19 protein-coding genes and 1 tRNA gene are annotated in these 14,659 nt (G+C 68.8%); 3 read left to right on the top strand and 17 right to left on the bottom strand.

The window, feature by feature from the left end; translation table 11 throughout:
* Positions 1–47: 47 nt before the first annotated feature.
* Complete coding sequence (locus HNQ73_RS14170) at positions 48–674, bottom strand: glutathione S-transferase family protein (RefSeq protein ID WP_183335532.1); 627 nt, start codon at positions 672–674, stop codon at positions 48–50.
* A 179-nt stretch (positions 675–853) separates the two neighbouring features.
* On the opposite strand from HNQ73_RS14170, the gene HNQ73_RS14165 reads away from it, so the two are divergent.
* Positions 854–1,441 (top strand): GNAT family N-acetyltransferase, encoded by a 588-nt coding sequence (locus HNQ73_RS14165; RefSeq protein ID WP_183335531.1) that lies wholly within the window; start codon positions 854–856, stop codon positions 1,439–1,441.
* Positions 1,442–1,482: 41 nt separating this feature from the next.
* Here HNQ73_RS14165 and HNQ73_RS14160 read toward each other — a convergent pair whose 3' ends face one another.
* From HNQ73_RS14160 to HNQ73_RS14120, 9 genes are all read right to left on the bottom strand, one after another.
* Entirely contained in the window at positions 1,483–2,154 is a 672-nt protein-coding gene (locus HNQ73_RS14160; protein WP_183335530.1) for an AprI/Inh family metalloprotease inhibitor, read from the bottom strand.
* Between the two features lie 211 nt (positions 2,155–2,365).
* Positions 2,366–3,151 (bottom strand): succinate dehydrogenase iron-sulfur subunit, encoded by a 786-nt coding sequence (locus HNQ73_RS14155; RefSeq protein WP_183335529.1) that lies wholly within the window; start codon positions 3,149–3,151, stop codon positions 2,366–2,368.
* 76 nt (positions 3,152–3,227) lie between these two features.
* Entirely contained in the window at positions 3,228–5,183 is a 1,956-nt protein-coding gene (gene sdhA, locus HNQ73_RS14150; RefSeq protein WP_183335528.1) for a succinate dehydrogenase flavoprotein subunit, read from the bottom strand.
* Positions 5,184–5,187: 4 nt separating this feature from the next.
* A complete protein-coding gene (gene sdhD / locus HNQ73_RS14145; protein WP_183335527.1) occupies positions 5,188–5,583 on the bottom strand; it encodes a succinate dehydrogenase, hydrophobic membrane anchor protein in 396 nt (131 codons plus the stop codon).
* An 11-nt stretch (positions 5,584–5,594) separates the two neighbouring features.
* Positions 5,595–6,008 carry a succinate dehydrogenase, cytochrome b556 subunit gene (gene sdhC / locus HNQ73_RS14140; RefSeq protein WP_183335526.1) on the bottom strand — a complete coding sequence of 138 codons (414 nt, stop codon included), beginning with the start codon at positions 6,006–6,008 and terminating at the stop codon, positions 5,595–5,597.
* Between the two features lie 136 nt (positions 6,009–6,144).
* A complete protein-coding gene (locus tag HNQ73_RS14135) occupies positions 6,145–7,191 on the bottom strand; it encodes a MaoC family dehydratase (protein ID WP_183335616.1) in 1,047 nt (348 codons plus the stop codon).
* A gap of 90 nt (positions 7,192–7,281) precedes the next feature.
* Positions 7,282–8,193 (bottom strand): bifunctional methylenetetrahydrofolate dehydrogenase/methenyltetrahydrofolate cyclohydrolase FolD, encoded by a 912-nt coding sequence (gene folD / locus HNQ73_RS14130; protein ID WP_183335525.1) that lies wholly within the window; start codon positions 8,191–8,193, stop codon positions 7,282–7,284.
* Complete coding sequence (locus HNQ73_RS14125) at positions 8,190–8,519, bottom strand: DUF167 family protein (RefSeq protein WP_183335524.1); 330 nt, start codon at positions 8,517–8,519, stop codon at positions 8,190–8,192. The genes folD and HNQ73_RS14125 overlap by 4 nt, the downstream gene beginning before the upstream one ends.
* Positions 8,520–8,541: 22 nt before the next feature.
* Positions 8,542–8,832, bottom strand: coding sequence for a YggT family protein (locus HNQ73_RS14120; RefSeq protein WP_183335523.1), 291 nt, complete (start codon positions 8,830–8,832; stop codon positions 8,542–8,544).
* Positions 8,833–8,980: 148 nt separating this feature from the next.
* Here HNQ73_RS14120 and HNQ73_RS14115 point away from each other — a divergent pair.
* Positions 8,981–9,056 (top strand) — tRNA-Ala (locus HNQ73_RS14115).
* Between the two features lie 107 nt (positions 9,057–9,163).
* On the opposite strand, the gene HNQ73_RS14110 is transcribed toward HNQ73_RS14115, so the two are convergent.
* A complete protein-coding gene (locus HNQ73_RS14110) occupies positions 9,164–9,796 on the bottom strand; it encodes a MarC family protein (protein WP_183335522.1) in 633 nt (210 codons plus the stop codon).
* A 44-nt stretch (positions 9,797–9,840) separates the two neighbouring features.
* A complete protein-coding gene (locus HNQ73_RS14105; RefSeq protein WP_183335521.1) occupies positions 9,841–10,191 on the bottom strand; it encodes a 4a-hydroxytetrahydrobiopterin dehydratase in 351 nt (116 codons plus the stop codon).
* Positions 10,192–10,437: 246 nt separating this feature from the next.
* Between HNQ73_RS14105 and HNQ73_RS14100 the strand changes: the two genes are divergently transcribed.
* Positions 10,438–10,674 carry a hypothetical protein gene (locus tag HNQ73_RS14100; protein WP_183335520.1) on the top strand — a complete coding sequence of 79 codons (237 nt, stop codon included), beginning with the start codon at positions 10,438–10,440 and terminating at the stop codon, positions 10,672–10,674.
* Positions 10,675–10,699: 25 nt separating this feature from the next.
* On the opposite strand, the gene HNQ73_RS14095 is transcribed toward HNQ73_RS14100, so the two are convergent.
* Genes HNQ73_RS14095 through tsaD form a run of 5 tightly spaced genes read right to left on the bottom strand, consistent with a single transcriptional unit; the run spans position 10,700 to position 14,508 of the window.
* A complete protein-coding gene (locus tag HNQ73_RS14095) occupies positions 10,700–11,473 on the bottom strand; it encodes a glutamine amidotransferase (RefSeq protein WP_183335519.1) in 774 nt (257 codons plus the stop codon).
* Entirely contained in the window at positions 11,473–11,985 is a 513-nt protein-coding gene (locus HNQ73_RS14090; RefSeq protein WP_183335518.1) for a tellurite resistance TerB family protein, read from the bottom strand. The genes HNQ73_RS14095 and HNQ73_RS14090 overlap by 1 nt, the downstream gene beginning before the upstream one ends.
* A gap of 59 nt (positions 11,986–12,044) precedes the next feature.
* Complete coding sequence (locus HNQ73_RS14085) at positions 12,045–12,458, bottom strand: EVE domain-containing protein (protein WP_183335517.1); 414 nt, start codon at positions 12,456–12,458, stop codon at positions 12,045–12,047.
* Positions 12,459–12,472: 14 nt separating this feature from the next.
* Positions 12,473–13,471, bottom strand: coding sequence for an NAD(P)H-dependent glycerol-3-phosphate dehydrogenase (locus HNQ73_RS14080; protein WP_183335516.1), 999 nt, complete (start codon positions 13,469–13,471; stop codon positions 12,473–12,475).
* Positions 13,468–14,508 carry a tRNA (adenosine(37)-N6)-threonylcarbamoyltransferase complex transferase subunit TsaD gene (gene tsaD / locus HNQ73_RS14075; RefSeq protein ID WP_183335515.1) on the bottom strand — a complete coding sequence of 347 codons (1,041 nt, stop codon included), beginning with the start codon at positions 14,506–14,508 and terminating at the stop codon, positions 13,468–13,470. Before tsaD ends, HNQ73_RS14080 begins: the two co-directional genes overlap by 4 nt.
* Positions 14,509–14,659: the final 151 nt, after the last annotated feature.

The following is a 14,659-nucleotide window of genomic DNA, read 5'->3' as shown; positions in this document are numbered from 1 at the left end:
CCTCACGCGGTCCTGTACAATCCGCCTCGCGGTCGCGGCACGGCAGGTCAGCCCGGCTCCCGCGGCATGAGATCGTAGGGGTGCGCCCAGCCGGGCAGGGCGGCGATGCGCCGGGTCCAGGCCTCGATGTTGGGGAAGGCGGACCGGCCGATGCCCGTCTCCTCGGGATAGTAGAGGTATCCGACTATGGAGATGTCGGCGATGGTCGGTGTATCGCCCACGATGAAGGAGCGCCTGGCGAGGTGCTTCTCCACGATGTCGAAGGCGGCGAGCGTGCGGTTGCGCAGGAACTCGGTCACCGGGCTCTCGGGCATCTTCCTGAGGCCGACCATGAACCGCAGTGTCGCCAGATAGCTCGTGAACTTGTGGTTGTCGAAGAGGATCCAGCGCAGGATGTCGTAGCGCTCGGCGGTGTCACGCCCGCCAAAGCGGCCGTGCCGCTCGGCCAGCATCACAAGAATGGCACCGCTCTGGGTGAAACGCTGCCCGTCGTGCTCGAGCACCGGCACCTCGCCCATCTCGTTGCAGGTGTCGCGGAACTCGGGGCTCCTGGTCTCGCCGTTGAAGAAATCGACGAAACGCGGCCGCCATTCGCAGCCGCAAAGGTTCAGCATCAGGGCCACCTTGTAGGCGTTCCCCGACTGGCCGAAGCAATGAAGGATGTAGCCGCCCATCGTGCGCTGCGCCCTCCTTTAGGTTCCGGCGCCAGTTGACCGCAAACAGGCGGGCCGCGCCAGAGCGGGGAGGCATCAGGGCGCTTGAATTTCATGTTGCATTGCACAATATGTGCCGGCGTCTAGGGAACGCGCGCCCTCGGGGGTCGGATCGACGATCGGCCACCGAGAGAACGACGATGGACACAAACTCCAGGCCTTCCGGCATCATCCGCAAGCTGTTCGCTGCGGATCTGCCCGATTTCCGCGCCCACTTGCGACGTCTCGACCCGGAAAGCCGCCAGAGCCGCTTCATCGGGGCAGTCGCCGACGAGTATCTCGACGCCTATGCCGACCGCTGCCTGGCCTCGCGGGGGCTCGTCTTCGGCTATGTCGAGGACGGCATCGTGCGCGGCGCGGCCGAGCTGCAGCCCTTTGAGATCGGGGGCGAGCGGCGGGCCGAGGCCGCCTTCAGCGTCGAGCGCGCGTGGCGCCGCCGCGGCATCGGCAGCGCGCTCTTCTCCCGCCTCCTCGTCAGCGCCCGCAACCGCGGCGTGAAGACGCTCATCGTCAACTGCATGGGCGACAACGAGGCGATGCGCGCGCTGGCACGGCGCTTTTCCGCCGAGATCATCTTCGAGCATGGGGAACTCATCGGCACGATCAAGGGTCTCGGGCCGACGCCCGTCTCCATTGCCGAGGAGATGATCGACGACGCCCGGAGCCTTGCCATGAGCGCGCTCGACTACCAGCGGCGCCTCATGGCGTCGCAGCCGGCTGCGAACTGAAAAAGGGCGCCGAGGCGCCCTTTCTTATCCTTTCTGCTGTCTCAGCGGGACAGGGTAAGCGGCGCGCCGGACTTGGCGAGCACGCCGTTGAAGGAGTTGCCGCTGCCCTTGAGGCGGGCCACGACGCTGCCACGCGAATACAGATAGACCTCGCCGTCGCGCAGATCCCAGGCGTTGACGCTCTGGAGGTCGCGGCTGTTGCAGCCCGACGAGGAGGCCTTGTAGAGGTCGAGCGCCGGGGCGCTGGACAGCGTGATGCGGCACGAGCTGCCGGCGGCCTCGCGGGCCGTCCAGCCGCCCGTCACGCTGCTGCGCGTGGGCGCGGGAGGAGCGCTTGTCGGCTGGCGGCCGAGGTCGGCGACGGGGCCCGGCGTGGTACCAGCCTCGGTGCCGGCGAGTGTGCCGTCCGGCCCGAGCGTGCCCGGCGCCACGACCGAACCGTCCGGTGCGGCGGCCGTGCCCGGCGCCGGTGGCAGGGGGCTCGCGATCACCTCGGCCGGGGCAGACGGCGGCAGCGGCTCGAAGTCCGAACCGGCCGAGACGGCGCGGGCGCTGCGATAACCACCCGGCGCGGGTCCGGCGTCGCTGAAGCGTTCCGAGGCGCAGGCGGCGACGATGAGGAGCGGAGCGAGAGCCGCAACCCGCCGGGCGAAGCGCTTCGCGCTCGCGCTGCGCCGGCCCCTTTCGGTCGTCGCGTCGTGCATCGTCGTCATGCTGTCCCGCTCCCGCTCTCTTCGGCGCCATCCGCCCGCGTGAGGCGGGGCAGGCGCCAAGCCACCGCTTTCGTCATGCCGTAAACGGTTTGATCGGGCAAGCCCAGGCGGGCAAATTGACTGATTACACCGCCGCAGCGCGCATCTCTGCGGCTGCAGCGTGGCACACGTGTCACACCTTCCGTGACACGCCCCGGACGGGCGGACGCCGTCAGAGCTGGCGCGTGACCATCATCTGCTTGATCTCGGCGATGGCCTTCGCCGGGTTCAGACCCTTCGGGCACACGTTGGCGCAGTTCATGATGGTGTGGCAGCGATAGAGGCGGAACGGATCCTCGAGGTTGTCGAGGCGCTCGCCCGTGGCCTCGTCGCGGCTGTCGATGAGCCAGCGGTAGGCCTGCAGCAGCACGGCCGGGCCGAGGTAACGGTCGCCGTTCCACCAGTAGCTCGGGCACGAGGTGGAGCAGCAGGCACACAGGATGCACTCGTAGAGACCGTCAAGCTTCTCGCGGTCCTCGCGGCTCTGGCGCCACTCCTTCTCCGGCTCTGGCGTCGTCGTCTTCAGCCACGGCTCGATGGAGGCGTGCTGCGCGTAGAACCGCGTCAGGTCGGGCACCAGATCCTTCACCACCGGCATGTGCGGAAGCGGATAGATGCGGACCTCGCCCTTCGACGTGCACTCGTCGATGGCCTTGGTGCAGGCCAGCGTGTTGGCGCCATCGATGTTCATGGCGCAGGAGCCGCAGATGCCTTCGCGGCAGGAGCGGCGGAAGGTCAGCGTCGAGTCGATCTTGTTCTTGATGTAGATGAGCGCATCCAGAACCATCGGCCCGCAGTCGTCGCGGTCCACATAATAGGTGTCGACCCGCGGGTTCTGCCCGTCGTCGGGGTTCCAGCGATAGATGCGGAAGGCGGTGACGTTGGTCGCCCCTTCCGGCTTCGGCCAGGCCTTGCCTTCCTTGATCTGCGAATTCTTGGGGAGGGAGAACTTGGCCATCTTGTCTGTGTCCTCGAACCTGCCGGCGTCCGTGGCCTGCGGCCACGGGCCGAGTGGGGTCTGTCGCGCAGCAGCCTCAGTAGACGCGTGCCTTCGGCTCGATGTACTCGATGTCGTTGGACATCGTGTAGTTGTGCACCGGGCGGTAGTCGATGGTGACGGTCTTGTTCGTGTCGTCGACCCAAGCCAGCGTGTGCTTCATCCAGTTGACGTCGTCGCGCTCGGGATAGTCCTCGCGCGCATGGGCGCCGCGGCTCTCCTTGCGGTTGGCCGCCCCCTCCATCGTCACGACGGCCTGGGTGATGAGGTTGTCGAACTCGAGTGTCTCGATGAGGTCCGAGTTCCACACGAGCGAGCGGTCGGTGACGCGCACGTCCTCGGCCCCTTCCCAGACCTCGCGGATGAGCCGCCGCCCTTCCTCCAGCACCTCGCCGGTGCGGAAGACGGCGCAGTTCGACTGCATCGTGCGCTGCATCCGCAGCCGCAGCTCCGCGGTAGGAGTGCTGCCGTTGGCGTAGCGGAAGCGGTCGAGCCGCGACAGCGCCAGGTCGGCCGAATCCTTCGGCAGGTCGGCATGCGGTTGGCCCGGCTTGATGAGTTCGGCCGCCCGCAGGCCGGCGGCGCGGCCGAAGACCACGAGGTCGATGAGCGAGTTGGAGCCGAGGCGGTTCGCACCGTGGACGGACACGCAGGCTGCCTCGCCGATCGCCATCAGGCCGGGCACGACATGGTCCGGATTGTCGCCGGCCTTCGTCACCACCTCGCCGTGGTAGTTCGTCGGGATGCCGCCCATGTTGTAGTGGACGGTGGGCAGCACCGGGATCGGCTCCTTGGTCACGTCGACGCCGGCGAAGATGCGGGCGCTCTCCGAGATGCCGGGCAGCCGCTCGTGCAGCACCTGCGGATCGAGGTGTTCGAGGTGCAGGTGGATGTGGTCCTTGTTCTTGCCCACGCCGCGGCCTTCGCGGATCTCGATGGTCATCGAGCGCGAGACCATGTCGCGCGGGGCGAGGTCCTTCACCGACGGGGCATAGCGTTCCATGAAGCGCTCGCCCTCGGAGTTGGTGAGATAGCCGCCCTCGCCGCGGGCACCCTCGGTGATGAGGCAGCCGGCGCCGTAGATGCCGGTGGGGTGGAACTGCACAAACTCCATGTCCTGTAGAGGCAGGCCGGCGCGCAGCACCATGGCGTTGCCGTCACCCGTGCAGGTGTGGGCGGAGGTCGCCGAGAAATAGGCGCGGCCGTAGCCGCCTGTCGCCAGGATGACGAGGTGCGAGCGGAAGCGGTGGATGGTGCCGTCGTCCATCTTCAGGGCAACGACGCCGCGGCAACGGCCCTCGCTGTCCATGATGAGGTCGATGGCGAAGTACTCGATAAAGAATTCGGTGTTGTTGCGCAGCGCCTGGCCGTAGAGCGTGTGCAGGATGGCGTGGCCCGTGCGGTCGGCGGCGGCGCAGGTGCGCTGGGCCGGCGGGCCCTTGCCGAAGTCGGTCGTCATGCCGCCGAAGGGGCGCTGGTAGATGCGTCCGTCCTCGGTGCGCGAGAAGGGCACGCCCCAGTGCTCGAGCTCGTAGACGGCGGCCGGCGCGTTGCGCACAAGATACTCGATGGAGTCCTGGTCGCCCAACCAGTCCGACCCCTTCACCGTGTCGTACATGTGCCAGCGCCAGTCGTCCGGCCCCATGTTGCCAAGCGAGGCGGCGACACCGCCCTGCGCGGCGACCGTGTGCGAGCGCGTGGGGAAGACCTTGGTGACGCAGGCCGTCTTGAGACCGGCCTGGGCACAGCCGACGGTGGCGCGCAGGCCGGCGCCGCCGGCACCGACGACCACGACATCGAAGGTATGGTCGGTGATGGGATAGGCCTTGCCGGTATAGGCCGGGCGCGGCACGTGCAGGATGCCGCCGCGGATGGCGCTGTCACCCTGCGCGGCGCGCGCGTGCGCCTCTGCCGGCCTGGACTTCGTGGTGCGGCGCGCGGGGGCGCCGGCCTCGGTGACGGGGGTGGTTCCGTTGCTGGGTGCCTTGGCCATGAACTTACATCCCGCCGAAGGTGATCTTGAGAACCGCGAAGACCGCGGCGGCTGCCACGAGCACGGCAAAGAAGGTGTTGGCGATGACGGCAGCCACCTTGGCGCCGCTGTGCACGTAGTCCTCGATGATGACCTGCATGCCGAGGCGCATGTGGTACGCCGCCGAGAGAATGAACAGGAGCAGCAGGATCGCCACGAGCGGGCTGCGCACCAGGGCCAGCGCCTCCTCGTAGCCGCTGCCGGTGGCGCAAACCACGATGGCGATGAAGGCGAGCGCCAGCGGCACGTTGGCGACCGCGGTCAGGCGCTGGTGCCAGAAGTGCGACGTGCCGGACCGGGCCGAGCCCAGCCCCCGGACGCGACTGAGCGGCGTGCGCAGCGTGTGCTTCGTCGAAGCCATGGAATGCCTCCTCACGAGACCGCGTAGCCGATCACCCACACGAGGAGCGTGAGCGCGGCCGAGGCGATGAGGGTCAAGCGGGCGAGGGTGTGGCGGGAAGCGGCATCGAAGCCGAGCCCCACGTCCCAGATGAAGTGGCGGATGCCGCCGAGCATATGGTGCAGCAGCGCCCACGTGTAGCCGAACAGGATGAGCCGGCCGAGGAAAGAGCCGAAGAACCACTGCGCCGTCTCGAAGGCCTCCGGCCCGCTGGCCAGCGCCAGCAGCCAGATGACCAGCAGCAGTGAACCGACGTAGAGCGCCGCGCCGGTGATGCGATGGGCCACCGACATCGCCATCGTCCACGTCCAGCGATAGATCTGGAGGTGCGGCGAAAGGGGGCGGATGTCTTCCGGTCTCGTCCCGGGCACGTTCGCCTCGGCCATGTGGGCCTCCCCGCTTGCAGTCTGGAGTTGCTCGAAGCTAGGGGCTTCGTAACGAATGTGGGCGTCAACCGCAATGCAGCAAGCCGGCAAAGGCGGTGACATTTTTTATGCTTTGTAACCGCAACCTTGCACCTGCCTATCGCGGCAGAAGGACCCAGTAGTCGAAGTCGAGCACGACGGCGGGATCGTAGTCCGAGCCGCTCCGGCCCGGAAAGCCCGACGCCGGCATGTTCTTGGTGGCGATGGTGCGCAGGCGCAGCGCACCCATGTCGCTGCGGCCCTCGAGCTCGGCCCTGTCGAGCACCTCGCTCCAGCAATAGACCGTGTCGCCGGCAAACAGCGGCGCCACGTGCCGCCCGCCGTTGATGGCGGCGATGTGGAAGGCGTTGCCCAAGCCGTTGAAGGACAGGGCCCGCGCCAGCGAGATCACGTGGCCGCCATAGATGAGCCGCCGCCCGAAGCGCGAGCCGGCCGCCGCGTGCTGGTCGAAATGGACGCGGGCCGTGTTCTGGAAGAGGCGGGTGGCGAGCTGGTGCTCGGCCTCCTCGACCGTCATGCCGTCCACGTGGTCGATGCGCTCGCCGACGCTGAAGTCTCCCCAGCGCCAGGGGCTGCCGGCGAGGCCGAAGTCGTAGGCCTCGACGTCGATGGGCGGGCAGCCGACGCCGAGCTGCGCAGGCGCGACGCTGTCGGCGAGCCGCGGCACGTGCTCCTGCGCGACCTTCGCCCGTTCGTCGCGCTTGCGCACCATCACCCAGCGCACGTATTCCAGCACCTCGGCGCCGTCGGAGCGCAGGCCGCGCGTGCGCACGTAGACCACGCCGGTCTTGCCGTTGGAGTTCTCCTTGAGGCCGATGACCTCAGAGACGGCAGACAGCGTCTCGCCTGGATAGACAGGCTTCAGGAAGCGCCCCTCGGCGTAGCCGAGGTTGGCGACCGCGTTGAGCGAGATATCCGGCACCGTCTTGCCGAAGACGATGTGGAAGACGAGCAGTTCGTCGAGGGGGCTGCGCTCGTAGCCGATCTGCGCCGCGAAGACGTCCGACGACTGGACGGCAAAGCGCGAGCCGTAGAGTGCCACATAGAGCGCGGCATCGGCCGCGGTCACCGTGCGCGGCGTCGGGTGGCGGATCGTCTCGCCGAGCCGGAAGTCCTCGAAGAACCGGCCGGCGCTGGTCTTCATTGGCGGTGCTGCGTTCATCCCTTCCTTCCTCGCTGGCGCAGGGAGACTAGCCCACATGCTGCACGGCGCCATCAGACCTTGGGTGGAGGCTCAGGCCGACGGCACGTCGACCACGATCCCGGTGCGGGCGACGGCCGCCGCGAGCGCATTGCGCAGGAGGCAGGCGATGGTCATCGGCCCGACACCGCCCGGCACGGGCGTGATGGCGCCGGCGCGCTCCACCGCCTCGTCATAGGCCACGTCGCCGACAAGCCGCATCTTGCCCTCGCCGCGCTCGGGCGCCGGCACGCGGTTGATGCCGACGTCGATCACGATGGCGCCGGGCTTCACCCAGTCGCCCCGCACCATCTGCGGCCGGCCGACGGCGGCCACGAGAATGTCGGCGCGGCGGCACACGGACGGCAGGTCGCGCGTCTTCGAATGGGCAATGGTGACGGTGCAGCTCTCGGCGAGGAGAAGCTGCGCCATCGGCTTGCCGACGATGTTGGAGCGCCCGATGACGACGGCCTCGAGCCCGGCGAGAGCGGGCTGCACGGACCTGATGAGCATCAGGCAGCCCAGCGGCGTGCAGGGCACCAGCCCCGGCAGGCCGGTCATCAGCCGCCCGGCGTTGGCGGGGTGGAAGCCGTCCACGTCCTTGGCCGGGTCGATGGCCTCGATCACCTTCTGCGCGTCGATGTGCGCCGGCAGCGGCAGCTGCACGAGGATGCCGTCCACCGCATCGTCGGCATTGAGCCGCGCGACGAGCGCCAGAAGCTCGGCCTCGCTCGTCTCCGCCGGCAGGCGGTGTTCGAAGGAGGCCATGCCGGCCTCCACCGTCTGCTGCGCCTTGTTGCGGACGTAGACGCTGCTTGCCGGATCGTCGCCCACGAGCACCACGGCGAGGCCGGGCGCGCGGCCGGAGCGGGCGAGGAAGTCTGCCGCGGCGTCCGCCACGCGCCGGCGCAGGCCCTCGGCGAAGGCCTTGCCGTCGATGATTCGGGTCGTGGGATGGGTGGTCATGTCCGGTTCTCGTGCTTGATGAGTGCCGCGAGCCGCGCCTCCAGCATAGCGGCGTCACCCGCGACGGTCAGGATCTTGATGCGGGCCGTGTGCCCGGAAACGAGCGAGACGGCGGAGGCAGAGACGCCGAGGCTCTTGGCGAGAAGGCGGGTGAGCGCCGTGTTGGCCGCCCCGTCCTCGGGCACGGCGCGCACGCGGGCCTTGATGACAGCCCGGCCGTCCGAGAGCTGCTCGGTGCCCTCGATCGCGTCGCGCCCGCCGCGCGGCGTAAGGCGCACGGTGAGCGTCAGCCCCGTGTCCGTGCGCGTGAAGGCGCCACTGCCCATGGGCCTGCCCCGCGCGGCCGGCTCAGATGACAGCCGGGTAGATGTAGAGGACGATCACCCGCTGGATGAAGAAGATGATGAGCAGCAGGATGATGGGCGAGACGTCGATGCCGCCGAGGTTGGGCAGGATGGAGCGGATGGGCCGCAGGGCGGGCTCCGTCACCTGGTAGAGGAAGTTCCAGATCGCCCGCACCACGTCGTTGCGCGTGTTGACCACGTTGAAGGCGACCAGCCAGCTGATGACGGCCGAGGCGATCACGAGCCAGGTGTAGAGGTCGAACACGACCATGAGAACATCGAGAATCGCGCGCATCGAAAATCCGGAGGATGGTGAGGACGGACGGGAGGCTTTCGTTTAGCGCCCTCCGTCGCTGTGAACAACCCATCGCACTCGCTGCGCGATGGCGCGAAACAGCAATTGACAGCCGCCCCCGCGCCGGCCTAAAACGCGCCGACCTTCAGGGGCTGTAGCTCAGTTGGGAGAGCGCTGCAATCGCACTGCAGAGGTCAGGGGTTCGAATCCCCTCAGCTCCACCATTCCGCGTCAGGCCGGAATGGACATTGAAGTGCCCATCTCATGACAATTGGCGTTGAGCGGTGCCGGGCGGGGATGCGCAAGGCGTGCCGCTTTACCCGCTTCTCCCTCAAATCGCCGGCAGGCCCAGCCACTTGGCCGTCGCTTCCAGGATCAGGTTGATCGACAGGGCCGCGAGCAGGATGCCCATCACGCGGCGCAGCACGTTGGCGCCGTGACGGCCGATGAGGCGCGAGACAGTGCCGCCGCACAGGAAGAGGCCGAGCAGGATGAGCATGTTGAGACCCAGCATGGCCACCGTCTCCATCTGCTCGATGAAGGTCAGGCGGTTGTTGTCCATGAGAATGACGATGGCCAGCATGGCGCCCGGCCCGGCGATGATCGGCACCGCGAGAGGGTAGATGGCGACGCTTGCCGCATCACTGGCGCCCGCCTCGCTGGCTGGCGCCGGCTCCTTGTCCCCCAAGGTCATCGACAGGGCGAATATGAGCAGGATGATGCCGCCGGCGATCTGGAAGGAGATGAGCGAGATGTTCATCGCCGCCAGCGCGTACTGACCAATGATGGCGAAGACCACGAGGATGGCGAAGGCCACGGGCACGCAGATGAGCGCCGCCTTGCGCCGCTCCGCCGGATCGAGCCTTCCCGTGACGGAGAGGAAGAGCGTGGTGTGGCTGATCGGATCGAGGACGGCGAAGAGCGTCAGGAACTGGGTGACGAGCAGGGTCTGGTCGATCAGCACGATCGGCTCCGGCAGCAATGTTGAGGGAAGGCGGGTTGCGAGGCTCAGGCCGCCGCGGCGTCGCCGGCGATCTCGTCGATCCGGGCGGCCATGATGAAGTCGTTCTCGTGAAGGCCCTTGATCTTGTGAGTCTGGAGCGTGACCGTGGCATAGCCCCAGCCGAAGGTGATGTCCGGATGGTGGCCCTGCTGCTCGGCGATCTCCGATACGCGCGCCACGAAGGCGAAGGCGTCCGCATAGTTCCTGAAGCGGAAGGTGCGGGTGATGCGGGTGGCGTCCTCGCCGACCTGCCACTGCGGAACCTGCTTCGCGTAAGGCGCAATGGCGTCCCGCGAGAGCGGGGGTATCCCGCCCTTGCATGGCGTGCAGGTTCTTGCGGCGAGATCGTCCGTCATGCTGGTCCCGCTGGCGGGTCAGGAAATCTCATACAAGGTGAACTCATCGTCAATGCCGCGCAAGGCGCCATTGCGCCTGCGGCGTCAGGCCGGAAGGGGTGGGCAGGTCCGACACCTCCGGCCGCTCGATGACGGCGCCTGCGGCGTCGATCATCTGCGTTCGGCGGGCCCCTGCATGTGCGAGGCGATGTTCACCGTCGGGCCGAAATCGTTCTGCCGCGCGTTCGCCGCCAGGCAGGGTCCCTCGTGCAGGCCGATCTTCTGCACCAGGTCCTCGCTGCCGCGGGCGGCGACGGCCTCGTCCTCGTCCAGGCCCTCGCCCGGGCGAAGGCGAGCACGCTGATTGGTTGGAGCGCGGTCCGCGCCGTGCGGGACAAGGCGCTCGACTGGTGCGGCCGCCGCCGGCTCGGCAGCCTGGCGCAGGAGGGAGAAGGGCGCTTCCGTCTCTGGCAACAGATGGTGCCCGGCATCGATTTCGTATAGCACAATCAGACCGCGCCCGCGGCCTTCAGGCCGGCGCGGGCAGACGGTCCCGATTCTCGGCCGGTTGCGGCCGGGGCGGTGTCTCGCCGCTCGCCAGCCAGTAGTCGAGGAAGGCTTCGAGCCACCGGGCCACCGCCGGGTCGTACATGAAGCGTCCGCGGTGGTGCAGGTGCGGAGGCTGCGCGCCCGGCAGGCTGAGGCGCTCGCTGGCGCGCGTCGTCCAGCGATAGATCATGGCGTGCGTCACCTCGGGGTGGAACTGCAGGCCGAAGGCGGCCGGTCCCACACGGAAGGCCTGGTTGGGGAAATGCGCACCCTCGGCCAGCAGCTCGCCACCCGGCGGACATTCGAGCCCTTCCCTGTGCCACTGGTAGACATGGGAGGGCCAGGGCGCTCCTGTCTCCTCGGCGAAACGTTGGCCCTTCTGGGTGGGCCAGAGCGGGTAATAGCCGATCTCGGCAAGGCCTGAAGGATGCGGGTCGACGCGCCCGCCGAGGTGCTTCGCCAGCATCTGCGCGCCGAGACAGAGGCCGAGCAGCGGCTTGCGCTCCCTGAGCGCGACGCCCATCCAGTCGATCTCGCGCTTCAGCCACTCGTCCGGGTCGTTGGCGCTCATCGGCCCACCAAAGACCACCGCGCCGGCGTGGAGCTCCAGCGTCTCCGGCAGGGGGTCGCCGAAGCGCGGGCGACGGATGTCGAGCAGGTGGCCGCGCTCCGTGATAAGACGGCCGACCCGGCCGGGCGTCGAATGTTCCTGGTGCAGGACGACGAGAACGGGCAGCCGGGCCGCCTCTGGCATCAGGCGCCTCCGACATCCGCCAGCGCGCTCTGCCTGAGGGCTTCGGCCTCGCGCTCGCTCAGCCCCAGCCGGCGCGCCGAACGCCACAGGAGATCGTCCTCGAGTTCGGCAACATGGCCGTCGATCTTCGCCAGCTCCCATGCGGCGACCATCAGCTCGCGGCGCCCGTCCGGCGGCAGGAGGCGCTTCAGGTCATCGAAAGCGTCGTCCACATCCTCGCGCGAGCGCTCGGCAGCAATCGCAGCCTCGATGATTCTCAGCGCCTCGCGCGGGGACAGGCGGAAGCGGCGTCCGACGAAGTTGGCGAGCGTGCTGCGCTCTTCCGCCGTGAGGCGCCCGTCACCGCCAGCGATGTGGACGAGCACGATGGCGAGCGACCTGAGAATGTCGGCATCCCGGCGCGCCTCGTCACGCTCGTGCGCGGCACGCTCCGACGTGGCCTGGTGCCGGGGCAGGCGCTCGAACAGGCGGGCGATGCTGGAGAGCAGGCGGATGGGGCGGATCATGGACATTGCAACGGTTCCAGGAGGCATTCTGTCGGATCGGGTCGCGGTGCTCAACCCCGCCGTCTTCACAATCCGCCCATCTTGCAGATGGTTTCCCATTCCTCGTCACTCACCGGCTGCACCGACAGGCGCGAGTTGTTGACCAGAACCATCCCGGCGAGGGCAGGCGTCTTCTTGATTTCCTCGAGCGTCACCGGCTTCGGCAGCGCCTTCACCGCCTTGACGTCGACCATGCCGAAGCGGCCCGTCGGATCGGTGTGGTCGGGGTAGTATTCCTTGATCACCTCGACGATGCCGACGATCGCCTTGCCCTCGTTGGAATGGTAGAAGAAGCCGGTCTCGCCGTTCTTCATGGCCATCATGTTGAGCTTGGCGGAGTGGTTGCGCACGCCGTTCCAGCACGTGCCCTTCTCGCCTTCCGCCACCTGCTGGTCCCACGACCATGTTGCCGGTTCGGACTTGAACAGCCAGTGCGCCATGCTTCCCCCCTTCGTCAGATGATCTCGTGCTCGGCGCGGATCGGCCGGTTGAGCAGTGCGCCGATCGCCTCATCGACGGACATCTCGCCGGCGACGACGGCGGCGACGGCTTCCGAGATCGGCATCTCGACCCCGTGCCGCCCAGCCATCGCCACGAGGGCGGCGGCCGTGAAGGCACCTTCGGCCAGCTTGCCGCCGGCGGCCTCGGCCAGCGGCACGCCACGCCCCAGCGCCTCTCCGAAGGCGAAGTTGCGCGATTTCGCCGAGCCGCAGGTGAGCACCAGGTCGCCGAGGCCGGACAGTCCCATCAGCGTCTCGGGCCGGGCGCCGAGCGCGCGCGCAAAGCGCGTCAGCTCGGCAAAGCCGCGCGCTACCATGGCCGCGCGGGCGCTCTCGCCAAGGCCGCAGCCCATGACGATGCCGCAGGCGATGGCGAGCACGTTCTTGGCCGCCCCGCCGATCTCGACGCCGCGCACGTCCGTGCCGTGATAGATGCGGAAGGTGGGGCTCGCCAGCGCCACGGCCAGGCTGCGGGCGACGGGCTCCTGCCCACAGGCAAGCACCACCGCCGTCGGCAAGCCGCGCACCACGTCCTCGGCAAAGCTCGGACCGGAGAGCACCAATGGCACCGCTGCCGGCAGCTCTTCGGCGACGATATCGCTCATGAAGCGGCCCGAGGTGCGCTCGATGCCCTTGGCGCAGATGACGACCGGCGTGCCCGGGGCGAGCCGCGGCGCAAGGCTGCGGGCCACCTCGCGCAGGGCCTGCGCCGGCACGACGAGGAGGAGGGCCCGCGCCACTGCCGCCGCCCCGAGATCGGCCGTGACGGTAATGCCCGCATGGAGCAACGCGCCGGGCAGGAAGCGCAGGTTCTCCCGCGTCGCCTCGATGGTGGCGGCATGCTCCGGGTCGCGCGCGACGAGGGTGACGGTGCGGCCCGCCTGGGCTGCCGCATTGGCGAGGGCCGTGCCCCAGGCGCCCGCCCCGATGATGACGAGCGGATCGGCGATCATGCGGCGGATGCCGCCTCGAGCGGCCAGCGTGCGCGGGCGGGAGCGGTGAGATCGTCGGTAAGGCCGAGGCGCAGGCGTTCGAGGCCCGCCCAGGCGATCATCGCGCCGTTGTCCGTGCACAGGGCCGGCGGCGGGGTGACGAGCGGCAGGCCCGCCTCGGAGGCGAGGCGCGTCAGGCCGCGGCGGATCGCCTGATTGGCAGCCACGCCGCCGGCGACGACAAGGGCCGTCGGATGCCCCGCTTTCTGGCGGAAGGCGCGCAGGCCCATGCGCACCCGGTCGGCCACCACGTCGACCACGGCCGCCTGGAAGGAGGCGCACAGGTCCGCCACATCCCGGGCGGAGAGGGGGGCGATGCGCTCGGCCTCGATGCGCACGGCGGTCTTGAGGCCGGAGAGCGAGAAGTCGGGATCGGGCCGGCCGACGAGCGGCCGGGGCAGGGCGAAGCGCGTCGGGTCGCCCTGCAGGGCCTGACGCTCCACCTCCGGCCCGCCGGGATAGGGCAGGCCGAGCGTCTTGGCCGTCTTGTCGAAGGCCTCGCCGATGGCGTCGTCGATGGTGGTGCCGAGGCGCACGTAGTCACCGACACCGCGCACGGCCAGCAACTGCGTGTGCCCGCCCGAGGCGAGCAGCAGCAGGTAGGGAAAGGCGACGCCGTCCGTCATGCGCGCCGTCAGCGCATGGGCCTCGAGATGGTTGACCGCGATGAAGGGCTTGCCGGAGACGAGCGACAGCGCCTTGCCGGTGGTGAGGCCGACGATGACACCGCCGATGAGGCCAGGCCCGGCCGCGGCGGCAACGGCATCGATGTCCTTGAGCGAAACATCGGCTGCCTTCAGCGCCCGCGCCACCAGCCGGTCGACGACCTCGACATGGGCACGCGCGGCGATCTCCGGCACGACGCCGCCATAAGCGGCATGCTCCGTGATCTGGCTGAGGATCTCGTTCGACAGGATGGCGCCCCGCCCGTCGCCGGCAAGGCCGACGACGGCCGCCGCCGTTTCGTCACAGGTGGTCTCGATGCCAAGAACGCGCATGATTCGCCGGGTCTGGAAGGGGCTGCGATCGGTCGCGGTTCGCAAATGCGCCGCATCCCCTATAGAGCATGCCGCAAAGCCGTGGGAACCGGTTTTTCGCCGCAGCGGAACGACAGGCCATGCGATAGTGAATGGCGGTTGCGGCTCTGCG

Origin of the sequence: Chelatococcus composti (genome assembly GCF_014201415.1) — a bacterium.
Taxonomy (GTDB): Bacteria; Pseudomonadota; Alphaproteobacteria; order Rhizobiales; family Beijerinckiaceae; genus Chelatococcus_A; species Chelatococcus_A composti.
Note: the sequence above shows the minus strand (reverse complement) of the source record. Positions and strands in the feature narration are given on the sequence as shown.